At 74.0% G+C, this 17,861-nt stretch carries 19 protein-coding genes; 9 read left to right on the top strand and 10 right to left on the bottom strand.

Annotated features, from left to right (window positions below):
• Positions 1-55: 55 nt before the first annotated feature.
• Entirely contained in the window at positions 56-355 is a 300-nt protein-coding gene (locus QSK00_RS01885) for a WhiB family transcriptional regulator (protein ID WP_179795226.1), read from the bottom strand.
• A gap of 618 nt (positions 356-973) precedes the next feature.
• On the opposite strand from QSK00_RS01885, the gene QSK00_RS01880 reads away from it, so the two are divergent.
• From QSK00_RS01880 to QSK00_RS01870, 3 genes are all read left to right on the top strand, one after another.
• Complete coding sequence (locus tag QSK00_RS01880; RefSeq protein WP_018330962.1) at positions 974-1,570, top strand: response regulator transcription factor; 597 nt, start codon at positions 974-976, stop codon at positions 1,568-1,570.
• A 404-nt stretch (positions 1,571-1,974) separates the two neighbouring features.
• Positions 1,975-2,553 (top strand): sigma-70 family RNA polymerase sigma factor, encoded by a 579-nt coding sequence (locus QSK00_RS01875; protein ID WP_018330963.1) that lies wholly within the window; start codon positions 1,975-1,977, stop codon positions 2,551-2,553.
• Positions 2,554-3,414 carry an anti-sigma-D factor RsdA gene (locus QSK00_RS01870; RefSeq protein WP_285586866.1) on the top strand — a complete coding sequence of 287 codons (861 nt, stop codon included), beginning with the start codon at positions 2,554-2,556 and terminating at the stop codon, positions 3,412-3,414.
• A gap of 105 nt (positions 3,415-3,519) precedes the next feature.
• Here QSK00_RS01870 and QSK00_RS01865 read toward each other — a convergent pair whose 3' ends face one another.
• Positions 3,520-3,909: a DUF5319 domain-containing protein gene (locus QSK00_RS01865; RefSeq protein WP_018330965.1), complete on the bottom strand. Its 390-nt coding sequence runs from the start codon at positions 3,907-3,909 to the stop codon at positions 3,520-3,522.
• 127 nt (positions 3,910-4,036) lie between these two features.
• Between QSK00_RS01865 and guaB the strand changes: the two genes are divergently transcribed.
• The 3 genes from guaB (at position 4,037) to QSK00_RS01850 (ending at position 7,157) form a co-directional block, all read left to right on the top strand.
• On the top strand, positions 4,037-5,542 hold the full coding sequence (gene guaB, locus QSK00_RS01860) for an IMP dehydrogenase (RefSeq protein ID WP_285586857.1): 1,506 nt from the start codon (positions 4,037-4,039) through the stop codon (positions 5,540-5,542).
• A 17-nt stretch (positions 5,543-5,559) separates the two neighbouring features.
• Positions 5,560-6,693, top strand: coding sequence for a GuaB3 family IMP dehydrogenase-related protein (locus QSK00_RS01855; protein ID WP_285586856.1), 1,134 nt, complete (start codon positions 5,560-5,562; stop codon positions 6,691-6,693).
• Positions 6,694-6,785: 92 nt separating this feature from the next.
• Positions 6,786-7,157: a hypothetical protein gene (locus QSK00_RS01850; RefSeq protein ID WP_285586854.1), complete on the top strand. Its 372-nt coding sequence runs from the start codon at positions 6,786-6,788 to the stop codon at positions 7,155-7,157.
• 82 nt (positions 7,158-7,239) lie between these two features.
• Here QSK00_RS01850 and QSK00_RS01845 read toward each other — a convergent pair whose 3' ends face one another.
• The 5 genes from QSK00_RS01845 to QSK00_RS01825 are packed head-to-tail and all read right to left on the bottom strand — an operon-like array spanning position 7,240 to position 11,204.
• Positions 7,240-7,545: an HPr family phosphocarrier protein gene (locus QSK00_RS01845; protein ID WP_285586851.1), complete on the bottom strand. Its 306-nt coding sequence runs from the start codon at positions 7,543-7,545 to the stop codon at positions 7,240-7,242.
• Positions 7,542-9,041, bottom strand: coding sequence for a PTS fructose transporter subunit IIC (locus QSK00_RS01840; protein ID WP_285586850.1), 1,500 nt, complete (start codon positions 9,039-9,041; stop codon positions 7,542-7,544). Before QSK00_RS01840 ends, QSK00_RS01845 begins: the two co-directional genes overlap by 4 nt.
• A complete protein-coding gene (locus tag QSK00_RS01835; protein ID WP_285586849.1) occupies positions 9,038-9,490 on the bottom strand; it encodes a PTS sugar transporter subunit IIA in 453 nt (150 codons plus the stop codon). The genes QSK00_RS01840 and QSK00_RS01835 overlap by 4 nt, the downstream gene beginning before the upstream one ends.
• The gene (gene pfkB, locus QSK00_RS01830; protein WP_285586847.1) at positions 9,487-10,434 is read right to left on the bottom strand and encodes a 1-phosphofructokinase; all 948 of its coding nucleotides are present in this window, start codon (positions 10,432-10,434) and stop codon (positions 9,487-9,489) included. Before pfkB ends, QSK00_RS01835 begins: the two co-directional genes overlap by 4 nt.
• A complete protein-coding gene (locus tag QSK00_RS01825) occupies positions 10,434-11,204 on the bottom strand; it encodes a DeoR/GlpR family DNA-binding transcription regulator (RefSeq protein WP_285586845.1) in 771 nt (256 codons plus the stop codon). Before QSK00_RS01825 ends, pfkB begins: the two co-directional genes overlap by 1 nt.
• A 167-nt stretch (positions 11,205-11,371) precedes the next feature.
• Here QSK00_RS01825 and QSK00_RS01820 point away from each other — a divergent pair, with 167 nt between their 5' ends.
• Positions 11,372-13,048: a phosphoenolpyruvate--protein phosphotransferase gene (locus QSK00_RS01820; protein ID WP_285586843.1), complete on the top strand. Its 1,677-nt coding sequence runs from the start codon at positions 11,372-11,374 to the stop codon at positions 13,046-13,048.
• Entirely contained in the window at positions 13,045-13,476 is a 432-nt protein-coding gene (locus tag QSK00_RS01815) for a 2-phosphosulfolactate phosphatase (RefSeq protein ID WP_285587907.1), read from the top strand. Before QSK00_RS01820 ends, QSK00_RS01815 begins: the two co-directional genes overlap by 4 nt.
• Before the next feature lie 141 nt (positions 13,477-13,617).
• Here the strand turns inward: QSK00_RS01815 and QSK00_RS01810 are convergent, their stop codons facing one another.
• Genes QSK00_RS01810 through QSK00_RS01800 form a run of 3 tightly spaced genes read right to left on the bottom strand, consistent with a single transcriptional unit; the run spans position 13,618 to position 16,214 of the window.
• Positions 13,618-14,280, bottom strand: a complete 663-nt coding sequence (locus QSK00_RS01810) for a maleylpyruvate isomerase family mycothiol-dependent enzyme (RefSeq protein ID WP_285586840.1) — start codon at positions 14,278-14,280, stop codon at positions 13,618-13,620.
• Positions 14,281-14,283: 3 nt separating this feature from the next.
• Positions 14,284-15,636, bottom strand: coding sequence for an FAD-dependent oxidoreductase (locus QSK00_RS01805; RefSeq protein WP_285586839.1), 1,353 nt, complete (start codon positions 15,634-15,636; stop codon positions 14,284-14,286).
• A complete protein-coding gene (locus QSK00_RS01800) occupies positions 15,633-16,214 on the bottom strand; it encodes a PadR family transcriptional regulator (protein WP_285586837.1) in 582 nt (193 codons plus the stop codon). The genes QSK00_RS01805 and QSK00_RS01800 overlap by 4 nt, the downstream gene beginning before the upstream one ends.
• Before the next feature lie 70 nt (positions 16,215-16,284).
• Between QSK00_RS01800 and guaA the strand changes: the two genes are divergently transcribed.
• Positions 16,285-17,853 (top strand): glutamine-hydrolyzing GMP synthase, encoded by a 1,569-nt coding sequence (guaA, locus tag QSK00_RS01795; RefSeq protein ID WP_285586835.1) that lies wholly within the window; start codon positions 16,285-16,287, stop codon positions 17,851-17,853.
• The last annotated feature ends 8 nt before the right edge of the window (positions 17,854-17,861 follow it).

Raw genomic sequence — 17,861 nt, 5'->3', positions numbered from 1 at the left:
GAGGATGCTGCGGGAGTGCCGTTCGTTCGTGACCGGGCGGGCGGACCCGCCGTCCTCAGCGGATGACGATGTCCTGCACCCGGCCCCGTGAGCGGGACCCGGTGCGCTCGGACTCCGAGAGTCCGCCCCAGATGCCGTAGGGCTCTCCCGCGGCGAGTGCGTGCCGACGGCACGGCTCCATCACCGGACAGCCCTCGCACACCGCCTTCGCGCGACGCTCCCGGCTCGCGCGGGCGGGACCGCGCTCGCCGTCGGGGTGGAAGAAGAACGCACTGTCCATGCCGCGGCAGGCGGCGTGCAGCTGCCAGTCCCAGAGATCGGCGTTGGGGCCGGGGAGTCGACGGACGTCGGCCATCTCGACCACCTCCTCGTCCTGACGCGGGTGGCGGCCACGCCGGGCTCTGAGGTGTACAAGCCCGACGACGCCTCCACCACGAAGGGTGGGCCCGGCCGATTCGTCACCGTCCGTGCCTGCGATCGCGCGCAGGGCGACCGTGCACCGACCCTATGACCGTCGTACTGGCCCGGACAAGACATCCGGTTGTGAGCCATCACCCCCTCCGCGATCGACCGTCGGTCGTCCAGATGCGCGACACACCGCGCGAGCGAGACCGGTCAACGAATCCGGTGCGTGACAAGACTTGCCGAAACGACCACCATCCGTGATCATTCCCTGAGCACTCCGTGTCCGGTGCTCCGTGTGGGTGGTGGATACGGCGGGGGAACGCGGGGGTGGCCGTGACCGGTCGCCCCCGGCCGCGTTGACAGGGGAGAGGGGTCCGGTGGCATCCACGTCGTACGGCGCGGTACGTCGTCCGGTCGCCGCAGGATCACCGGATGAGGAGCAGGTATGGCACCGGTCGTCGATCCGGCGCGGGAAAACCGCGGATCCGACTCAAGCCGGGGCGGCGGCGCGCCGATGACCGGTAGTGCCCGCCAAGCGACTGCAGGAACGCTGCAGGGAGGAACTTCCGTGACGACGGTCCTGATCTGCGACGACCGCCGCAGCGTGCGTGAGGGCCTGACCCGCGTCATGTCGGCCGTGCCCGGCGTCCACCGCATCGACTGCGTCGCCCACGGCGACGAGCTGCTCACCCGCTTCTCCCGGCAGAGCGTCGACGTCGTCCTCGTGGGGACCCAGCGCGCCGTGCCCACCGGGGTCGAGGCGACCCGACGGCTCGTCGCCGCGCACCCGCAGGCGAACGTCATCGTGTTCGGTGCCCCGGACGACTCCGGCAGCATCGCCGCCGCGATCGCGGGCGGCGCCCGCGGCTACCTGCGGTGGGACGCCTCCCGGCCCGAGCTGGTCGCCGCCCTCGCCCACACCCTCGCCAGTACCTCCGTGCCGGCCCCGCGCACGCCCTCCGACACCGGGGTGCAGCTCACCGAGCGCGAGCTGCAGGTGCTGCGCGGGATGGCCCAGGGCAAGAGCAACGGCCAGATCGGCCGCGAGCTCTACCTGTCCGAGGACACGGTGAAGACCCACGCGCGCCGGCTCTTCCGCAAGCTCGGCGTCCGCGACCGTGCGCAGGCCGTGGCGCACGGCTTCCGTCGGGGTCTGGTCTCCTGACCGCGCGGCCCCGTCCCGTCCATCCCGGCCGGCCCGACGCCGCGACCGGGACCGGGGCGTATCCCGCGTCCCCGCCGACGTACCCGCCGGCAGGGCAGCCGCCGCTCAGCCCGCCGGTGGGCTCGCCGATTCCCCCGGTCGGGGGTCCTCCGCCTGCCTCCGACGACGTGCCGACTCCGCCGATCGGCACTCCGCGTGCATCCCATCGCGCGGCGGACCGGTGGCGGGTGCCGGATCGGGGGAACCCGTCCGCAGGACATGGCGCGGGCCGTCCGGGGGGACGGTACGGTGACCCCTCCGGGACGACGAACGCGTCGGTTCCTACCGTGCACGAAGCGGCCCGGCGGACCGAGGTGGACCTGCGGGTCACACCGCCGCGCGTAACGCCGGGGCCACGGGGAGCGATGACCGAGTCAGGGAACGACCTCGAGAGGCTGGTGGCCGCCGCCAACGACGGCGACCGCTCGGCTCTCAATCGTGTCCTCGCGATCATCCGTCCGCTCGTCGTGCGCTACTGCCGCGCGAGGATCGGCCGGCAGGAACGGTCGTCGGTCTCGGCCGACGACGTGGCCCAGGAGGTGTGCCTCGCCGTGCTGACCGCACTGCCCGGCTACCGGGACCAGGGCCGCCCGTTCCTCGCCTTCGTCTACGGGATCGCGGCGCACAAGGTGGTCGACGCCCATCGCTCGGTGGCGCGGAACCGATCCGAACCCGTCTCCGAGCTGCCCGAGGAACTGGACCCGTACGACGGTCCGGAGCAGCGCGCGATGAACGGTGCTCTCTCCGTCCAGATGGGTCAACTGCTCGACACGCTGCCGCCCAAACAGAGGGAAATCCTCGTGCTGCGTGTCGTCGTTGGTCTCTCGGCGGAGGAGACCGCAGAAGCGGTCGAATCCACGCCCGGGGCGGTCCGGGTGGCACAGCACCGCGCACTGTCGAAGCTGCGGACCGCCGTGTCCGCGATCTCGGAAGAGGTGAGTTAGGTGGGTGGTCACCGCGCGTTCGGTGCGGGTGACGATCTGGTCGACGGGCCGGTGGACCTCGCCGCCGTCCGGGCCGACGACGCCCTGCTCGACGCGATCGCCGGCGGGGCGGTCAGTGGCGGGGTGGGTACTGGGGACGTCTTCGGGCGTCCCGGGCAGGACGACGACCATCTGGCCGCGATCCTCGCCGCATGGAAGGCCGACATCGAGGCCGAGCCCATGCCGGAGCTGGTGTCCCTCGACGAGGCGGCCGACGCCGTCGAGGCCGGCCACGCCGCACGTGACCGGCGCGCCAGTCGCGCCCGGCGACGCATGCCGTTCGCCGTGGCGGCCGCCGCCATCGCGGTCGCGCTCTCCGGCTTCACCGTGGCCATCCACTCCGCGCAGCCCGGCGACGCCATGTTCGGGCTGACGAAGGTCTTCTTCTCCTCGCACGCCGACAACGTGGTCAAGGCCGAGCAGGCCCGGAACACGATCGTCGAGGCGAACAAGGCGATCGCCCGGGGTGACCGCGCCACGGCGCAGTCGCTGCTGCAGACCGTGCAGGGGCAGATCCAGGCCGTCCAGCCCGAGGACCAGCCGCCGCTCGTGCAGCAGCGCCAGGACGCGCTGAAGTCGCTCGACCCCACCGCTCCGAGCGAGCCGTCGGCCGGCGGCAGCGGGCCGGAGTCGCCGGCTCCGGCGTCGCCGGAGGGATCGAAGCAGAAGCAGCAGTCCGCGGAGGCGACGACCGACACGAGTCCCGCGCCGGAAGGCACGGCGACCTCGCCGGAGCAGTCGACCACCCAGGAGCGCGCGGCGACCCCGCCGTCCCCGGCGCCGACGACCACCACCACGGTGGCCCCGGCGGGCGGCAACTGACACCACACGGACGACGGGCCCGGTTCCCCCTCGGGGGAGCCGGGCCCGTCGTCGTTCGTGGAGGAGTGGGAAACGGCGGGCGGAACCCCCGCCGTCAGGAACGGGCTACTGCTCCGCGAGCGTGGCGTCCGCGAAGCCCCGGCAGTACTCCCACGTGACGTAGGCGGCCGGGTCCGGGTCGAACGGGGGCTCGTGGGGGCGCATGTGGCCCTCCTCGAGGAGCTGCTGGAGGCTCGCGCGGAGCAGGTCCCAGTCGTGGAAGTGCTGCTCCTCGCAGTCGTCGCAGTCGACGACGACCCCGCGGATGCCGCGGGGGGCGAGCAGGGCCTGGAACACCGCCAGGTCCCCGAGGTCGGCGACGACCTCCTCGCGCTCCTCCTCGTCGAGGGGGAGATCCTCCGGCGCGGTCACGTCGTGGAGCGCGTCGAGCATGCGGGAGGGGTCCGACGACGGGTCGCCCGCGAAGGGGTCGGGCGGCAGGGCTTCGTACGGCACGGCGTCGAACTTACCGGTCCGGACTAGTCGATCGACGGGTCCCCACCCGCCCGTCGGCGAGGTGTGGAGCGAAGGGGTGACCTGCGGAGACCCGGGTCACTCCGTGGCGGCGACTAGCATCGTGGGCATGGTGCTGACGGACCCCGACGTGCCGGAGAAGTTCGGGCTGCTCGGCCTGACGTTCGACGACGTCCTCCTGCTCCCGGCCGAGTCCGACGTCGTGCCCTCGGAGGCCGACACCTCGGCGCAGCTCTCGCGCAACATCCGCCTGCGGATCCCGCTGGTCAGCTCGGCGATGGACACCGTCACCGAGGCGCGGATGGCGATCGCGATGGCGCGCCACGGCGGCATGGGCGTGCTGCACCGCAACCTCCCGGCCGACCTGCAGGCCTCGCAGGTCGAGGTGGTCAAGCGCTCCGAGGCGGGCATGGTGACCGACCCGGTGACGTGCTCGCCGGAGGACACCCTCGCCGAGGTGGACGCGCTCTGCGCCCGCTTCCGCATCTCGGGGCTCCCGGTCACCGACGAGGCCGGCAAGCTCGTGGGCATCATCACCAACCGCGACATGCGGTTCGAGGTGGACCACACCCGCAAGGTCCGCGAGGTCATGACCTCGTCCGACCTCGTCACCGCGCAGGTCGGCGTCACCGCCGAGGCCGCGCTGGGGCTGCTGCGCCGCCGCAAGATCGAGAAGCTGCCGCTGGTCGACGGGGCGGGCTTCCTGCAGGGCCTGATCACCGTGAAGGACTTCGTCAAGACCGAGCAGTACCCGATGGCCACGAAGGACCCGGACGGCCGGCTGCTCTGCGGTGCGGCGGTCGGGGTCGGCGACGACGCCTGGACCCGCGCGATGGGCCTGGTCGACGCCGGGGTGGACGTGCTCGTCGTCGACACCGCCCACGGGCACTCGCGGGCGGTCACCGCGATGGTCGCCAAGCTCAAGCAGGAGCTGGGTGACCGGGTCGACGTCGTGGGCGGCAACGTGGCCACGCGGGCGGGCGCCCAGGCGCTCGTCGAGGCGGGGGCCGACGGCATCAAGGTGGGCGTGGGGCCGGGCTCCATCTGCACCACGCGCATCATCGCGGGCGTCGGTGTGCCGCAGATCACGGCGATCGCCGAGGCGGACTCGGCGGCGCGCCCGGCCGGGGTGCCGGTCATCGGTGACGGCGGACTGCAGTCCTCCGGCGACATCGCCAAGGCCATCGCGGCCGGCGCGTCGTCGGTGATGCTCGGCTCGCTGCTCGCGGGTACCGCCGAGACCCCGGGCGAGCTGGTCCTGGTCGACGGCAAGCAGCACAAGGCCTACCGCGGCATGGGCTCGCTCGGCGCCATGCAGACCCGCGGACAGCAGGGGTCCTACTCGAAGGACCGGTACTTCCAGGACGACGTGCTCTCCGACGACAAGCTGGTGCCCGAGGGCGTGGAAGGACGCGTACCCTTCCGGGGCCCGCTCTCGCAGGTCACCCACCAGCTGGTCGGCGGCCTGCGGGCGGCGATGGGGTACACGGGGTCACGGACCACCGAGGAGCTGCAGTCCGCGCACATGGTGCGGATCACGGCCGCCGGGCTGGCCGAGTCCCACCCCCACCACGTGACGATGACGGCGGTGGCGCCCAACTACGGCGGGCGCTGAGATTCGAGAGAGAGCTCATGCGCGAGCAGGTCGAGATCGGCCGGGGCCGCAGCGCCCACCGCAGCTACACCTTCGACGACCTCGACATCGTGCCGTCGCGGCGGACGCGGTCGTCGTCGGCGGTGTCCACCGCGTGGCAGCTCGACGCCTACCGCTTCGACCTCCCGTTGATCACCCACCCGACGGATGCGGTGGTCTCGCCCCTCACGGCGGCGCGCGTCGGTGAGCTCGGCGGCCTCGGCGTGCTCAACGCCGAGGGGCTCTGGGCCCGGCACGCGGAGGCGGACAAGGCGCTCGCCGAGATCGTGGCGCGGGCGGCGGACGACCCGGCCGCGGCGCTCGTCGAGCTGCAGCGGCTGCACGCCGCCCCGATCCAGCCGGACCTGCTCACCGAGGCGCTCGCCCAGATGCGCGGATCGGGCGTGACCCTGGCGGCCCGGGTCAGCCCGCAGCACGCCCGGGAACTGACGCCGACCCTGCTGCAGGCCGGCGTGGAGGTCCTCGTGGTGCAGGGGACGATCATCTCCGCCGAGCACGTCGGCGGCGAGGACGAGAGCGACGGCCCGCTCGACCTCGAGGACTTCATCGACTCGCTCGACATCCCCGTCGTCGCGGGCGGCGTGGGCGACTACCGCACCGCGATGCACCTGATGCGCACCGGCGCGGCGGGCGTGATCGTGGGCTACGGCCAGGCGTCCTCGACCTCCACCGACGCGGTGCTCGGCATCGGGGTCCCCATGGCGACGGCGCTGGTCGACGCGGCTGCCGCGCGCCGGGACTACCTGGACGAGACCGGCGGGCGCTACGTCCACGTCATCGCCGACGGCGGGATGGCGACCTCGGGCGACATGGCCAAGGCGATCGCGTGCGGAGCCGACGCGGTGATGCTCGGCGAGCAGCTCGCCGCCGCCGACGAGGCGCCGGGCGGCGGCTGGTACTGGACCTCTGCTGCCGCGCACCCGAACCTGCCCCGCTCGTCGGTGGTCGGGGTCTCGCAGCGCGGCTGCGACCTCGCGGCGGTGCTGCGCGGCCCGGCGCCCCAGGCCGACGGCACCGTCAACCTGTTCGGGGCGCTGCGCCGGGCGATGGCGAAGACCGGCTACTCCGACCTCAAGGAGTTCCAGCGGGTCGGGCTCTCGGTCCGGCGCTGACACTCCGATGGAGTAGTGACGCGAGGGCATCGGTAGCAGAGAGTGATGCAACCCGGGAAGCGGTCCCGGAGCGTCACGATCGGAGTCCTGCCATGTCCCCTCAGGCCACGACCACCCTCGCCACTCCCGCCTGGCTGCTGCGGGGTGTCATGAACACACCCGGGGTCCTGGTCTGGCGCGCGGGGCGATTGTCGTTCACCTCGGATGAGGGGGTGGTGTTCGACGAGCCGGTCACGCCGGCCTCGGCCGTGTCGTTCCCGTGGTGGTACTTCGGCGGCGGCTTCAAGGTGACCGCGGGCGGGCGTCGTCACCGGGTCTCCCTGACCCGGCCGAACGGCGCGCCCTCGCCCGCGGCCGCGTACGACCTCGTCGGCCTCGAACTCGTCTCCGCCGCCTACTCGATCGCCGACGTGGCCGCCGGCCGGCGCGCGGGGAAGGCCTGGCGGACGGTGCTGGGCGCCTGATCGGTCCCGCGCCGGGACGAGCGAAGGGCCCCTCCGCTCGATCTGTTCGAGCGGAGGGGCCCTTCGGTCAACCGGGCGACGGTCAGGCGTCGAGGTCCGTGGCGAGGAGCTCGGCGAGGGCGTCGACCGAGGCCTGGGCGCCGGTCACGTCCGGGTCGGCGGACAGGGTGACCTGCTGGCCGCCCCGCACCCCGAGCCCGAGGACGGCCAGCATGCTGCGGGCGTCCGCGGAGTCGCCCTCGGCGGTGGCCAGGGTGACCCGGGCGGGCTGGGCCGCGGCGGCCTTGCAGAACACCGCGGCGGGACGGGCGTGCAGACCGATCTCGGTCGCGACGACGACGGTGCGCTCGATCATGGTGCCTTCCAGGCCGCTGGACGGGGTGCTCATGCCGACACCGTCTCGCGCTCGGTGACGGTCTCGGTGGTCGACGTCCCGGCCTGCACCGGCCGACGGCGGGCGAAGGTCTTCAGGGCGACAACCAGCGCCGTGGCGACCAGGGTGCCGATCACCACCGCGACGAGGAAGCCCAGCGGGTTCCCCATGAGCGGCACCACGAAGATGCCGCCGTGCGGGGCCCGCAGCGTGGCGCCCAGGGTCATGGACAGGGCACCGGTGACGGCACCGCCGACCATGATCGACGGGATGACGCGGAACGGGTCGGCGGCGGCGAACGGGATCGCGCCCTCGGAGATGAACGAGGCGCCGAGCAGCCAGGCGGCCCGGCCGTTCTCGCGCTCCACGTCGGTGAACAGCGACTTGCGGACGACGGTCGCCAGGGCCATGGCCAGGGGCGGGACCATCCCGGCGGCCATGACCGCGGCCATGATCGTCAGAGCGCCCTCGGAACCGGTGGACAGGCCGGCGACGGCGAAGGTGTACGCGGCCTTGTTGACCGGGCCGCCCATGTCGAAGCACATCATCAGGCCGAGCAGGATGCCGAGCAGGACGGCGTTGGTCCCGGAGAGACCGTTCAGCCAGTTCGTCAGGCCCTCGGTGATCAGGGCGATCGGGCGTCCGACGATCACGTACATCAGCAGGCCGACCACCGCAGTCGACAGCAGCGGGATGACGAGTACCGGCATGATCCCGGCCAGCGCCCGCGGCACCCGCCACGTCTTGATCCACATGACCAGGCCACCGGCCACGAAGCCGGCGACGAGGCCGCCGAGGAAGCCCGCCCCCGTCGTCACCGCGACGGCGCCACCGACGAAGCCGGGGACGAGGGCGGGACGGTCGGCCATCGCGTACGCGATGTAGCCGGCGAGGACCGGGACGAGGAAGTTGAACGCGGCCGAGCCGATGCCGAAGGCGAGCGCGCCCCAGGCGGTGATCGAGCCGGCCGAGAACCCGCCGTCGAGGATCGTCTTGTAGAGCGGGTCGTCGTCGGGCAGGTTGATCTGGTAACCGCCGAGGGCGAAGCCCAGGGCGATCAGCAGGCCGCCGGCGGCGACGAACGGGATCACGTGGCTGACGCCGGTCATCAACCAGGCGCGGACCTTGGAGGCGGCGCCGGGGCCGGCCGGGGCCTTGGCGCCCGCCGGGGTGGCGGCGGGGGCACCGGTGGCGGCCGGCACGTGGTTCTTCACTGCCTCCTCGGCCTGCGCGACGAGCAGGTCGCCGCCGGAGATGGCCTTCTTGACGCCGACCGAGACCTGCGGCAGGTGGGCGAAGCGGTCCTTGTCGCGGACCTCGACGTCGGCGGCGAAGATCGCGACGTCGGCCTCGGCGAGCTGCTCGGCGGTCAGCGGGGTGGAGCCGGCCGAGCCCTGGGTCTCGACGACGATCTCGTGCCCGGCCTCCTCGGCTGCGGCCTCGAGGGCCTCGGCGGCCATGTAGGTGTGGGCGATGCCCGTGGGGCACGCGGTCACGGCGACGATCTTCACGCCGAGACCTCCTTCGCGATGAAGCCGGCCGCGGCGGCCGGGTCGGTGACGGAACGGAGCTCGCCGGTGAAGGACTTGCGGACCAGGCGGCGGGCGAGCGCGGCCAGCACGGTCATGTGGTCGGAGCCGCCGCCCTCGGGCGCGGCGATGAGGAAGACGAGGTCGGCGGGGTTGCCGTCCTCGGCGCCGAAGTCGACACCGCCGGTGCTGCGGCCGAAGCCCAGCGTCGGCTCGGTGACGGCCGTGGACCGGCAGTGCGGGATGCCGATCCCGCCGTCGAGACCCGTCGGCATCTGGGCCTCGCGGGCCTCGATGTCGGCGAGGAACTGGTCCAGGTCGGTCACCCGCCCGGCCTTCACGAGGCGCTCGGCCAGCGAGCGCACGGCCTCCCGGCGGTCTCCCGCGGGTAGGTCCAGGTCGACGAGGTCGGCCGTGATCAGGTCGCTCATGCTGCCTCTCCGGTGAGGTCGAGGGACGAGTCCGGGGCGGATGCCGGGCGGACGAGGGCGGGATCGACGTCGGCGGGTCCGGGCACCGCGGTGCCGGGGAGGCCGACCGCGGCGGCCCCGCAGGCCACCGCGTGGACGAGGGCGTCGGGGCTCTTCGCGCCCGACGAGAGGGCGATCAGGTAGCCCGCGAGGGTGGAGTCGCCGGCGCCGACGGTGCTGCGGACCGCGACGACGGGGCTCGCGACGTGCCAGGCGTCGTGCGCGTCGACGGCGATCGCGCCGCTCGCGCCCATGCTGACCAGCACGGTGCCGATGCCGTCGGCGACGAGTTCGCGGGCGGCGGCGAGCACGTCCGCGAGGGCGGGGAGCGGGTGCGCGACCAGCTCGGCGAGCTCGGCGACGTTGGGCTTGACCAGGTCGGGGGTCTGCGCGACGGCGTGGGCCAGGGCGACCCCGGAGGTGTCGACGGCGACCTTGGCCCCCGCCGACCGCGCGGCGCGGACGATCCGGCCGTGCAGGTCCGCGGCGGCACCCGAGGGGACCGAGCCCGCCGTCACGACCCAGTCGGCCGGCGCGGCGTGGGCGCGGACGGTGTCGACGAGCGCGTCGATCTGGTCCGCGGTCAGCGCGACGCCCGGCTCGTTGACCTTGGTGGTGGTCCCGTCCGGCTCGACCAGCGCGGTGTTGACGCGGGTGGCGCCCTCGGCGGGGGTGCAGACCGGCTGCACGCCGGCGCGGCGCAGGAGGGCCGCGAGCTCGCCCTCGCCGCCGGGCATGACGGCGAGCGTGGGGCGACCGAAGCGGGCCAGGACGCGGGAGACGTTGACGCCCTTGCCGCCCGGGTCGACGCGGTGGTCGGTCGCGCGGAGCACCGCACCCGGCGTCAGGACCGGGATCTCGACCGTGCGGTCGATGGACGGGTTGGGCGTGACGGTGACGATCATCAGGCGATCACCAGGTCCGTTCCGGCGCCACGGATCGCGTCGGCGGCCTCGGGGTGGGTCTCGAGCAGGGCGCCGTCGGTGACGAGGGTGTCGACGTCGGCCAGGGTCGCGAAGCGGGAGAAGGAGTCGGTGCCGTACTTGCTCGCGTCCGCGACGACGATGCTGCGGGCCGCGGCCTTGACGATGGCTCCCTTGACCGCGGACTCGGCCACGTCCGGCGTCGTGAGCCCGCGGTCGATCGAGAAGCCGTTGGTGCCGAGGACCGCGACGTCGCAGTTGACGCTCTCGAGGGTCTTGAGCGCCCAGCGGTCGACCGCGGAGAGTGTGGTGCCGCGGACCCGGCCGCCGATGAGGTGGACGGTGATGCGGTTCCGGCCGGCCAGGGCGGTCGCGATGGGCAGGGCGTTGGTGACGACGGTGAGGTCGACGTCGTCGGGCAGCAGGGCCGCGACCCGGGCCGTGGTGGTGCCGGCGTCGAGGAGGATCGTGGAGGCGGAACCGAGCTCGGCGACCGCGGCCTTGGCGATGCGGTCCTTCTCGTCGGGGTGCGTGACCTCGCGGACGCCGACGGCGGGCTCGATCTCCAGCCGGTCGGTGGCGATGGCGCCGCCGTGGACACGGTGCAGCAGGCCCTGGCGCTCGAGGGCGGTGAGATCGCGCCGGATGGTCTCGGTGGTGACGCCGAGCTCGGCGGCGACCTGGGTGACCTCGACCCGTCCCAGCTCGCGGGCCCGGCGGACCAGGAGCTGGTGGCGCTCTGCGGCGTACATGCCCGATCACCTCCGTTCTGCGGCGAACCCGTGTGGTTCTGGTTGGAAGTTTGTTGGTTTACCTGTGGACTGTCAAGGGGTTGTCGTCGTACGTTCTCCTCAGCGCCACACAGACCCACAGAACCTCACACAGGCTCACAGACCCCCACACGGCAGGGAGCGGTTCCATGACGAGCACCGAGACAGCGACGCTGCCCGGGACGCCGGCGAGCGCCGGAGCGGCGGTCGGACCCGTCGTGCGGGTCCCCGAGCCCCTGGGGGAGCCGCCGGTGGGTCCCGTCGTGCCCGAGGACCGACGCGAGGTCGAGGCCTCCCGCATCGCGCCCGCGGGCGCCGCCGTCTCGGGCCGCATGATGGACACCGCGGGCACGCCGGGCCTCGCCAAGGAGGTCTCCGACGTCCTCTACGCGACCGCGATGATGGCCGAGGACCCCGCGCTGCTCGAGGCGGCCGAGGGACTGGTGCGCGAGCACGGCACGCCCGCGCCGCGCGCGGTGTACGAGGCGGCGGCGCGGTTCGTCTCCGCCCTGCAGGCGGCCGGGGGCTACATGGCCGAGCGGGCGGGCGACGTCGCCGACATCCGTGACCGCGTCGTCGCCGAACTGCTCGGTGTCCCCGCCCCCGGCGTCCCCGTGCTCGACGGGCCGTCGGTGCTGGTCGCGCGGGACCTCGCCCCCGCCGACACCGCCACGCTGGACCCGGCGACCGCGCTCGCCCTCGTGACCGTCGAGGGCGGCCCGACCAGCCACACCGCCATCCTCGCCCGCTCGCTGGGCATCCCCGCCGTCGTCGGCTGCCCCGGTGCGGCGGACCTCGTCGAGGGCACGCTGGTGCGGGTCGACGGGACGGCCGGCGAGGTCGTCGAGGTGCCTGCGGGGACCGCGGTCGGTGCCGACGCGAGCGCGGCCGGTCCCGCCGCCGTGTCGGGCCCGGTGACCACCACCGACGGCCACCGGATCGCGGTCGTCGCGAACATCGCGGACGCGAAGGACGCGACGCGGGCCGCGGAGGTCGGCGCGGAGGGCGTCGGGCTGCTCCGGACCGAGCTCACCTTCCTCTCGGCGTCCACCGAGCCGACCGCCGAGGAGCAGCGCGCGGGCTACGCCGCCACGATGGCCCCGCTCGCCGGGCGTCCCATCACGCTGCGCACGCTGGACGCCGGCGCCGACAAGCCGGTGCCGTTCCTCGACATGACGCCCGAGGTGAACCCCGCCCTCGGGGTGCGCGGCCAGCGGCTGTTCGACGACGGGGCCGAGCGGGCCGACGTGCTCGACCGGCAGCTCGTCGCGGCCGTCGGCGGGGCCCTCGACGCCGGGGTCACGCTCAAGGTGATGGCGCCGATGATCTCCACCGCCGACGAGGCCGCCCGGTTCGTCGCCCGGGCCCGCAAGGCCGGGGTGGAGCAGGTCGGCGTGATGATCGAGGTCCCGGCGGCCGTGCTCAACGCCCCCGAGCTGCTCGCCGAGGTCGACTTCGTGTCCGTCGGCACCAACGACCTCACGCAGTACGTCTTCGCCGCCGACCGGCAGTCCGGCCCGCTCGCCGGGTTCAACGACCCCTGGCAGCCCGCCGTGCTGCGCCTGCTCGACCAGCTCTGCCGGGCCGCCGAGGTCACCGGCACGCCGGTCGGGGTCTGCGGCGAGGCGGCGGCCGACCCGGCGCTCGCCGTCGTCCTCGTCGGGCTCGGCGTGACGTCGCTGTCCGCCGCCGCCTCGGCCCTGCCCGCGGTCGCGGCGCGCGTGTCGTCGGTGGACCTCACGACGGCCCAGCGCGCGGCGCGGGTGGCGCTGGCCGCGCGGGACGTGTCCTCGGCGCGGGCGGCGGTGCGTGACGTCCTCGGCTGACCAGGGCGCCGAACGGATCGACGATCAGCGCCGCCCTCGCCGCGTCCGTGCCGACGGTGGTCGCCGCGTGCCTGCGCAACGCCTCGGCGGTCTCGGCGTGGCTGGCGGCCCGGCCGGAGCTGGTGGTGGCCGTGGTCCCGGCGGGGGAGCGGTGGCCCGACGGGGGGCTGCGGCCCGCCGTCGAGGACCTGTGGGGCGCCGGAGCGGTGCTGTCGACGCTGGTCGGAGGCGGTGCGTCGCCCGAGGCCCGCGTGGCGGCCGCGGCGTTCGACGCGGTGCGTCCGTCGCTGGACGCCGAGATGCGGGCGTGCGCCAGCGGACGGGAGCTGACGGCGATGGGCTTCGCCGACGACGTCGCCGTGGCCTCCGAACTGGACACGAGCACCGTCGTGCCGATCCTGGTCGACGGGGTGTTCCGGGCGGGGTGAGCCCCGGCGTCCAGTGGCAGGAGGGCCACGTCGTCGGGCGGGGGCGACCGACCGGCCTGCCGCGCGTCGGATGTCAGTGGCGCCGAGCGCCCGCGTGGTCGCCGCGTGCCACTGACTTCCCGGGGAGGCCCCGGACCCGGGTCAGCAGCGGGAGCGGAGCACGGCCACGCCCGGCCCGGTGAGGTCGTCGCAGAACGCGGCGCGGCCGGCCATGGCCATGACCAGGGCGAGGGTCGGGCCGGAGACGCGCGGCCCGTCGTCGGGACCCGCGGCGAAGGGACCGTCGGTGGCCTCGAGGCGTAGTCCCTCGGCGAGCGAGCGGCTGCGCACCGTGGAGTTCTGCTTCGCGAAGAACGTCGCGAGCGGGGTCAGCGTGGACACGGGCACGTCGCGGACCAGGCCGAGCGGGCGCCGGACGTCGCCGCCGTGCACGACGATCTCCCCGAGCCACATCTCCACCGGCCCGGGCGGGCACGTGGTGCTGCCGACGACGGCGCGGAACCGGGACAGGGTCTCGACGGGCGTGGCGCCCCGGTACTCGGCGAGCCGGCGGGCGTTGTGCCGGTCGAAGCTCCCCCGCGCACCGAGGACGCTGCGGAACCAGCGCAGCGGGCCGATCGAGGCGCCGGCCACGAGGTGGGCGACGGTCTCCTCGACGGTCCACGCCGTGCACAGCGACGGCGTGCGCCAGTCGGCGTCGGAGCACGCGGCGAGGTCGTCGGCGAGCGCGGTCCGCTCGGCGTGGACGAGGGGCCAGAGGTCGGTGGTCACGGTGGTGGGACCGGCGCGGCCGCGCGGACTCATCGCTCAGACCAGCTCGGAGTCGCGCACCTTCTGGAACCCGCGCGCCATCCGCCGTTTCGCGGCCGGGATGCGGTCGACGAGGCGCATCCCGGAGCGTTGCGCGAACACCGAGAGCGGGCCGATCACCGGTCGGCGCGCGAGCGTGTTGTCGTGCATGAACTCGAGCGACTCGCGCACGGCGACCGCGGAGTACCGGCGCATGACGTCCTCGTAGTCCCCGACCGCTCCGAGCAGTGTCGACGCGCCGTCGCGCACCCGGACGAGACGGTCCCGCAGCTCCCGGGCGTCGCGCAGCGCGGTGTTCGCCCCGGCCCCGCGGCCCGGCGTCATGGTGTGCGCGGCGTCCCCGAGCAGCGTGACGGTGCTCGGCGTCCAGGGCGGGACGGGGTCGGACGTGCGGATGGCGAGGGCGACCGACGCGCCGTGGTCCGCGCCGGCGAGCAGCGCGCGCCAGCAGGGTGACCAGTCGGCGGTGAGCTCGTCGGCCAGGGCGGTGAGGTCGGCGCCCGTGCGGTCGAGCAGGTCGGCCGGGGCGATCGAGCGCGACGTGGTGACGGCCCAGGACACGTGGTCGGTGGTGTTGTCGAAGCGCAGCCCGCGCCACCGCTCGAGGAGCTCGCGTTCGCTGGACCCGATGCCCGCGGCGGGCGCCCCGCCCGGAGTCCACGGCATCCGCATGACGTGGGTGATCCCGAACTGCCCGCGCCGGTCGAAGATCATCGCGAAGCCCCGCCGGACCCGCTCCGGCAGGAGTGCCTCGGTCTGCGCCGACAGGGGCGTCTTGCCGCCGATCCCGACCAGCCCGGTCTCGGTGTGCGTGGCGTGCGGCAGGTACTGCCGGCGGACCCGGGAGCTCGCGCCGTCCGCGCCGACCAGCAGGTCGCCCTCGTCGGTGGAGCCGTCGTCGAAGTGCGCGGTGACCCCGTCGTCGTGCCGGCTGTAGTGGGTGAACCGGCGGCCGAAGGTGATGACGTCCTCCATGCCCGTGAACAGCACCTGGCGCAGCGTCATGCGGCTGACGTTGTACTCGCGGTCCTCGGCGCCGCCGCCGGTCGACGGGAACTCGTCGAAGCCCAGGGAGATGAGCTCGCGGAACTGCTCGGTGTACATCGCGAGCGCCTCGTAGGGCGCGGCGGTCGTCGCGACGAAGGTGTCGAAGAGCTCCGGCGGCAGGCACGCGTGCAGCGCCCGGGCCCCGTTCGGCGAGATGCCCACCCGGTAGCCGTGCAGCCCGCCGGTCCGGGTGCGGTCGCGCTCGTGGACGGCCACGTCGATGCCGGCGCGCCGCAGGCCGTGCGCCAGGCACATGCCTCCGGTGCCGGCGCCGATGACGAGGACGCGCAGGGGACGGGTCATGACGGGCCTCCGGCGGGAGTGGTGATCCAGGGCAGGGCCGCGGTCTGCAGGTCCTCGAGCAGGCCCTCGAGGAAGCGGACGTCGGTCTCGAGGTGGGCGACGGCGTACTCGTCCTCCACCAGCACGAGCCGCGGCAGGTGGGGGCGGACGCGCTCCAGCTCGCCGCGCAGGCGGTCGCGCTCGGCCCGTCGGTCGGCCAGGCGCAGGGCGAGGGCGTCGCGGGCGAGCTCGGCGGAGATCAGGGGGAGGTACGCCAGCGCCGCGGTGAACTCGCCGAACTCGTGGCGGGGTGCCGTGAGCATGTCCAGGGTCCAGGTGACCGCGGTGTCACGCCCGGCGTCGGTGGCGGCGTACACGGTGCGCTCGGGTCGGGTGGCGGGCCGTTCGGTGCCGGCGGCGACGAGCAGCCCGTCGCGGACGAGACGGTCGATCGTCTTGTAGAGCTGCGAGCGCTGACCGACGTTGACGACCTTGTCCTTCCCGCGTTCCCGGATGAGCTGCTGCATCCGGTAGGGGTGCATCGGTTCCTCCACGGCGAGGGCGAGGACGGCGAGGGCGAGCCCGGAGCGCTGGGTCATGGTGTCTGCGAGATTAGTGTCGTCGACACTATGGGAGCAAGGAACGAACGGGTCACGGCGGTCGGTCACAATGGGGACCGTGAGCAGCAGTGGTGAGCACCCCGTCCTCGTCGTCGACTACGGCGCCCAGTACGCGCAGCTCATCGCCCGCCGCGTGCGCGAGGCGCAGGTGTACTCGGAGGTCGTGCCGCACACGACGTCGGTCGACGACATGCTCGCGAAGGACCCGGCGGCGATCGTGCTGTCCGGCGGCCCCGCGAGCGTCTACGCCGAGGGCGCGCCGAGCGTCGACCCCGCGCTGTTCGACACCGGCGTGCCGGTGTTCGGCATCTGCTACGGCTTCCAGCTCATGGCCTCCGCGCTCGGCGGCACCGTGGCCCACACCGGCGACCGGGAGTACGGCCGCACGGAGCTGCAGGTCACCGACCCGGGCCGGCTGCACGGCGACCTCCCCGAGGCGCACCCGGTGTGGATGAGCCACGGCGACGGCGTCACGGTCGCGCCGGAGGGCTTCACGACGACGGCCTCCTCGCCGGGCGCGCCGGTCGCGGCCTTCGAGAACACCGACCGGCGGCTGGCCGGCGTGCAGTACCACCCGGAGGTCGGGCACTCCCCGCACGGTCAGCTGGTCCTCGAGCGGTTCCTGCGCGACGTCGCCGGCATCCGCCCGGACTGGACGGCCGCGAACATCGTGGAGGAGACCGTCGAGGCCATCCGCGCGCAGGTCGGGCCGACCGGGCGGGCGATCTGCGGCCTGTCCGGCGGGGTCGACTCGGCGGTGGCCGCGGCGCTCGTGCAGCGGGCGATCGGCGACCGGCTGACGTGTGTCTTCGTCGACCACGGCCTGCTGCGCGAGGGCGAGCGGGGCCAGGTCGAGCGGGACTTCGTCGCCGCGACCGGCGTGGACCTCGTGACGGTGGACGCCGAGGAGGTGTTCCTGCGCGAGCTCGCCGACGTGGTCGACCCGGAGGAGAAGCGCAAGATCATCGGCCGGGAGTTCATCCGCTCCTTCGAGGGCGCCGCCCGCGATCTGGCCGAGGGCGAGGGTGTCGACTTCCTCGTGCAGGGGACGCTCTACCCCGACGTCGTGGAGTCCGGCGGCGGCACCGGGGCCGCGAACATCAAGTCCCACCACAACGTGGGCGGCCTGCCCGACGATCTGCAGTTCTCGCTGGTCGAGCCGCTGCGGGCGCTGTTCAAGGACGAGGTGCGCGCCGTCGGCGCCGAGCTCGGGCTGCCCGAGTCGATCGTCCAGCGTCAACCGTTCCCCGGCCCGGGGCTCGCGATCCGGATCATCGGCGCGGTGTCCGCGGACCGCCTGGCCACCCTGCGCCGGGCCGACGCCATCGCGCGGGAGGAGCTCACCGCGGCCGGCCTCGACCGCACCATCTGGCAGTGCCCGGTGGTGCTGCTGGCCGACGTGCGGTCGGTCGGGGTCCAGGGCGACGGGCGCACCTACGGCCATCCGGTCGTGCTGCGTCCGGTGTCGAGCGAGGACGCGATGACCGCCGACTGGACGCGGGTGCCCTACGAGACCCTCGAGCGCATCTCCACCCGGATCACCAACGAGTGCGCGGAGATCAACCGCGTCGTCCTCGACGTCACGAGCAAGCCGCCGGGCACCATCGAGTGGGAGTGATCTCCCGG

The organism is Actinomycetospora sp. NBRC 106378 (assembly GCF_030269685.1).
Taxonomy (GTDB): Bacteria; Actinomycetota; Actinomycetes; order Mycobacteriales; family Pseudonocardiaceae; genus Actinomycetospora.
The sequence above is the reverse complement of the archived record's forward strand: the minus strand, read 5'-3'. Positions and strand labels throughout refer to the sequence as shown.

Excerpts from the sequence above, each read along its gene's own strand:
- QSK00_RS01855 (WP_285586856.1), top strand. The coding sequence starts at position 5,560 with ATGCGCGAGCAGGTCGAGATCGGCCGGGGCCGCAGCGCCCACCGCAGC.
- QSK00_RS01845 (WP_285586851.1), bottom strand. The coding sequence starts at position 7,545 with ATGAGCACCCCGTCCAGCGGCCTGGAAGGCACCATGATCGAGCGCACC.
- guaA (WP_285586835.1), top strand. The coding sequence starts at position 16,285 with ATGGGGACCGTGAGCAGCAGTGGTGAGCACCCCGTCCTCGTCGTCGAC.
- QSK00_RS01885 (WP_179795226.1), bottom strand. The coding sequence starts at position 355 with ATGGCCGACGTCCGTCGACTCCCCGGCCCCAACGCCGATCTCTGGGAC.
- guaB (WP_285586857.1), top strand. The coding sequence starts at position 4,037 with ATGGTGCTGACGGACCCCGACGTGCCGGAGAAGTTCGGGCTGCTCGGC.
- QSK00_RS01875 (WP_018330963.1), top strand. The coding sequence starts at position 1,975 with ATGACCGAGTCAGGGAACGACCTCGAGAGGCTGGTGGCCGCCGCCAAC.
- pfkB (WP_285586847.1), bottom strand. The coding sequence starts at position 10,434 with ATGATCGTCACCGTCACGCCCAACCCGTCCATCGACCGCACGGTCGAG.
- QSK00_RS01800 (WP_285586837.1), bottom strand. The coding sequence starts at position 16,214 with ATGACCCAGCGCTCCGGGCTCGCCCTCGCCGTCCTCGCCCTCGCCGTG.
- QSK00_RS01835 (WP_285586849.1), bottom strand. The coding sequence starts at position 9,490 with ATGAGCGACCTGATCACGGCCGACCTCGTCGACCTGGACCTACCCGCG.
- QSK00_RS01810 (WP_285586840.1), bottom strand. The coding sequence starts at position 14,280 with ATGAGTCCGCGCGGCCGCGCCGGTCCCACCACCGTGACCACCGACCTC.
- QSK00_RS01850 (WP_285586854.1), top strand. The coding sequence starts at position 6,786 with ATGTCCCCTCAGGCCACGACCACCCTCGCCACTCCCGCCTGGCTGCTG.
- QSK00_RS01820 (WP_285586843.1), top strand. The coding sequence starts at position 11,372 with ATGACGAGCACCGAGACAGCGACGCTGCCCGGGACGCCGGCGAGCGCC.
- QSK00_RS01825 (WP_285586845.1), bottom strand. The coding sequence starts at position 11,204 with ATGTACGCCGCAGAGCGCCACCAGCTCCTGGTCCGCCGGGCCCGCGAG.
- QSK00_RS01805 (WP_285586839.1), bottom strand. The coding sequence starts at position 15,636 with ATGACCCGTCCCCTGCGCGTCCTCGTCATCGGCGCCGGCACCGGAGGC.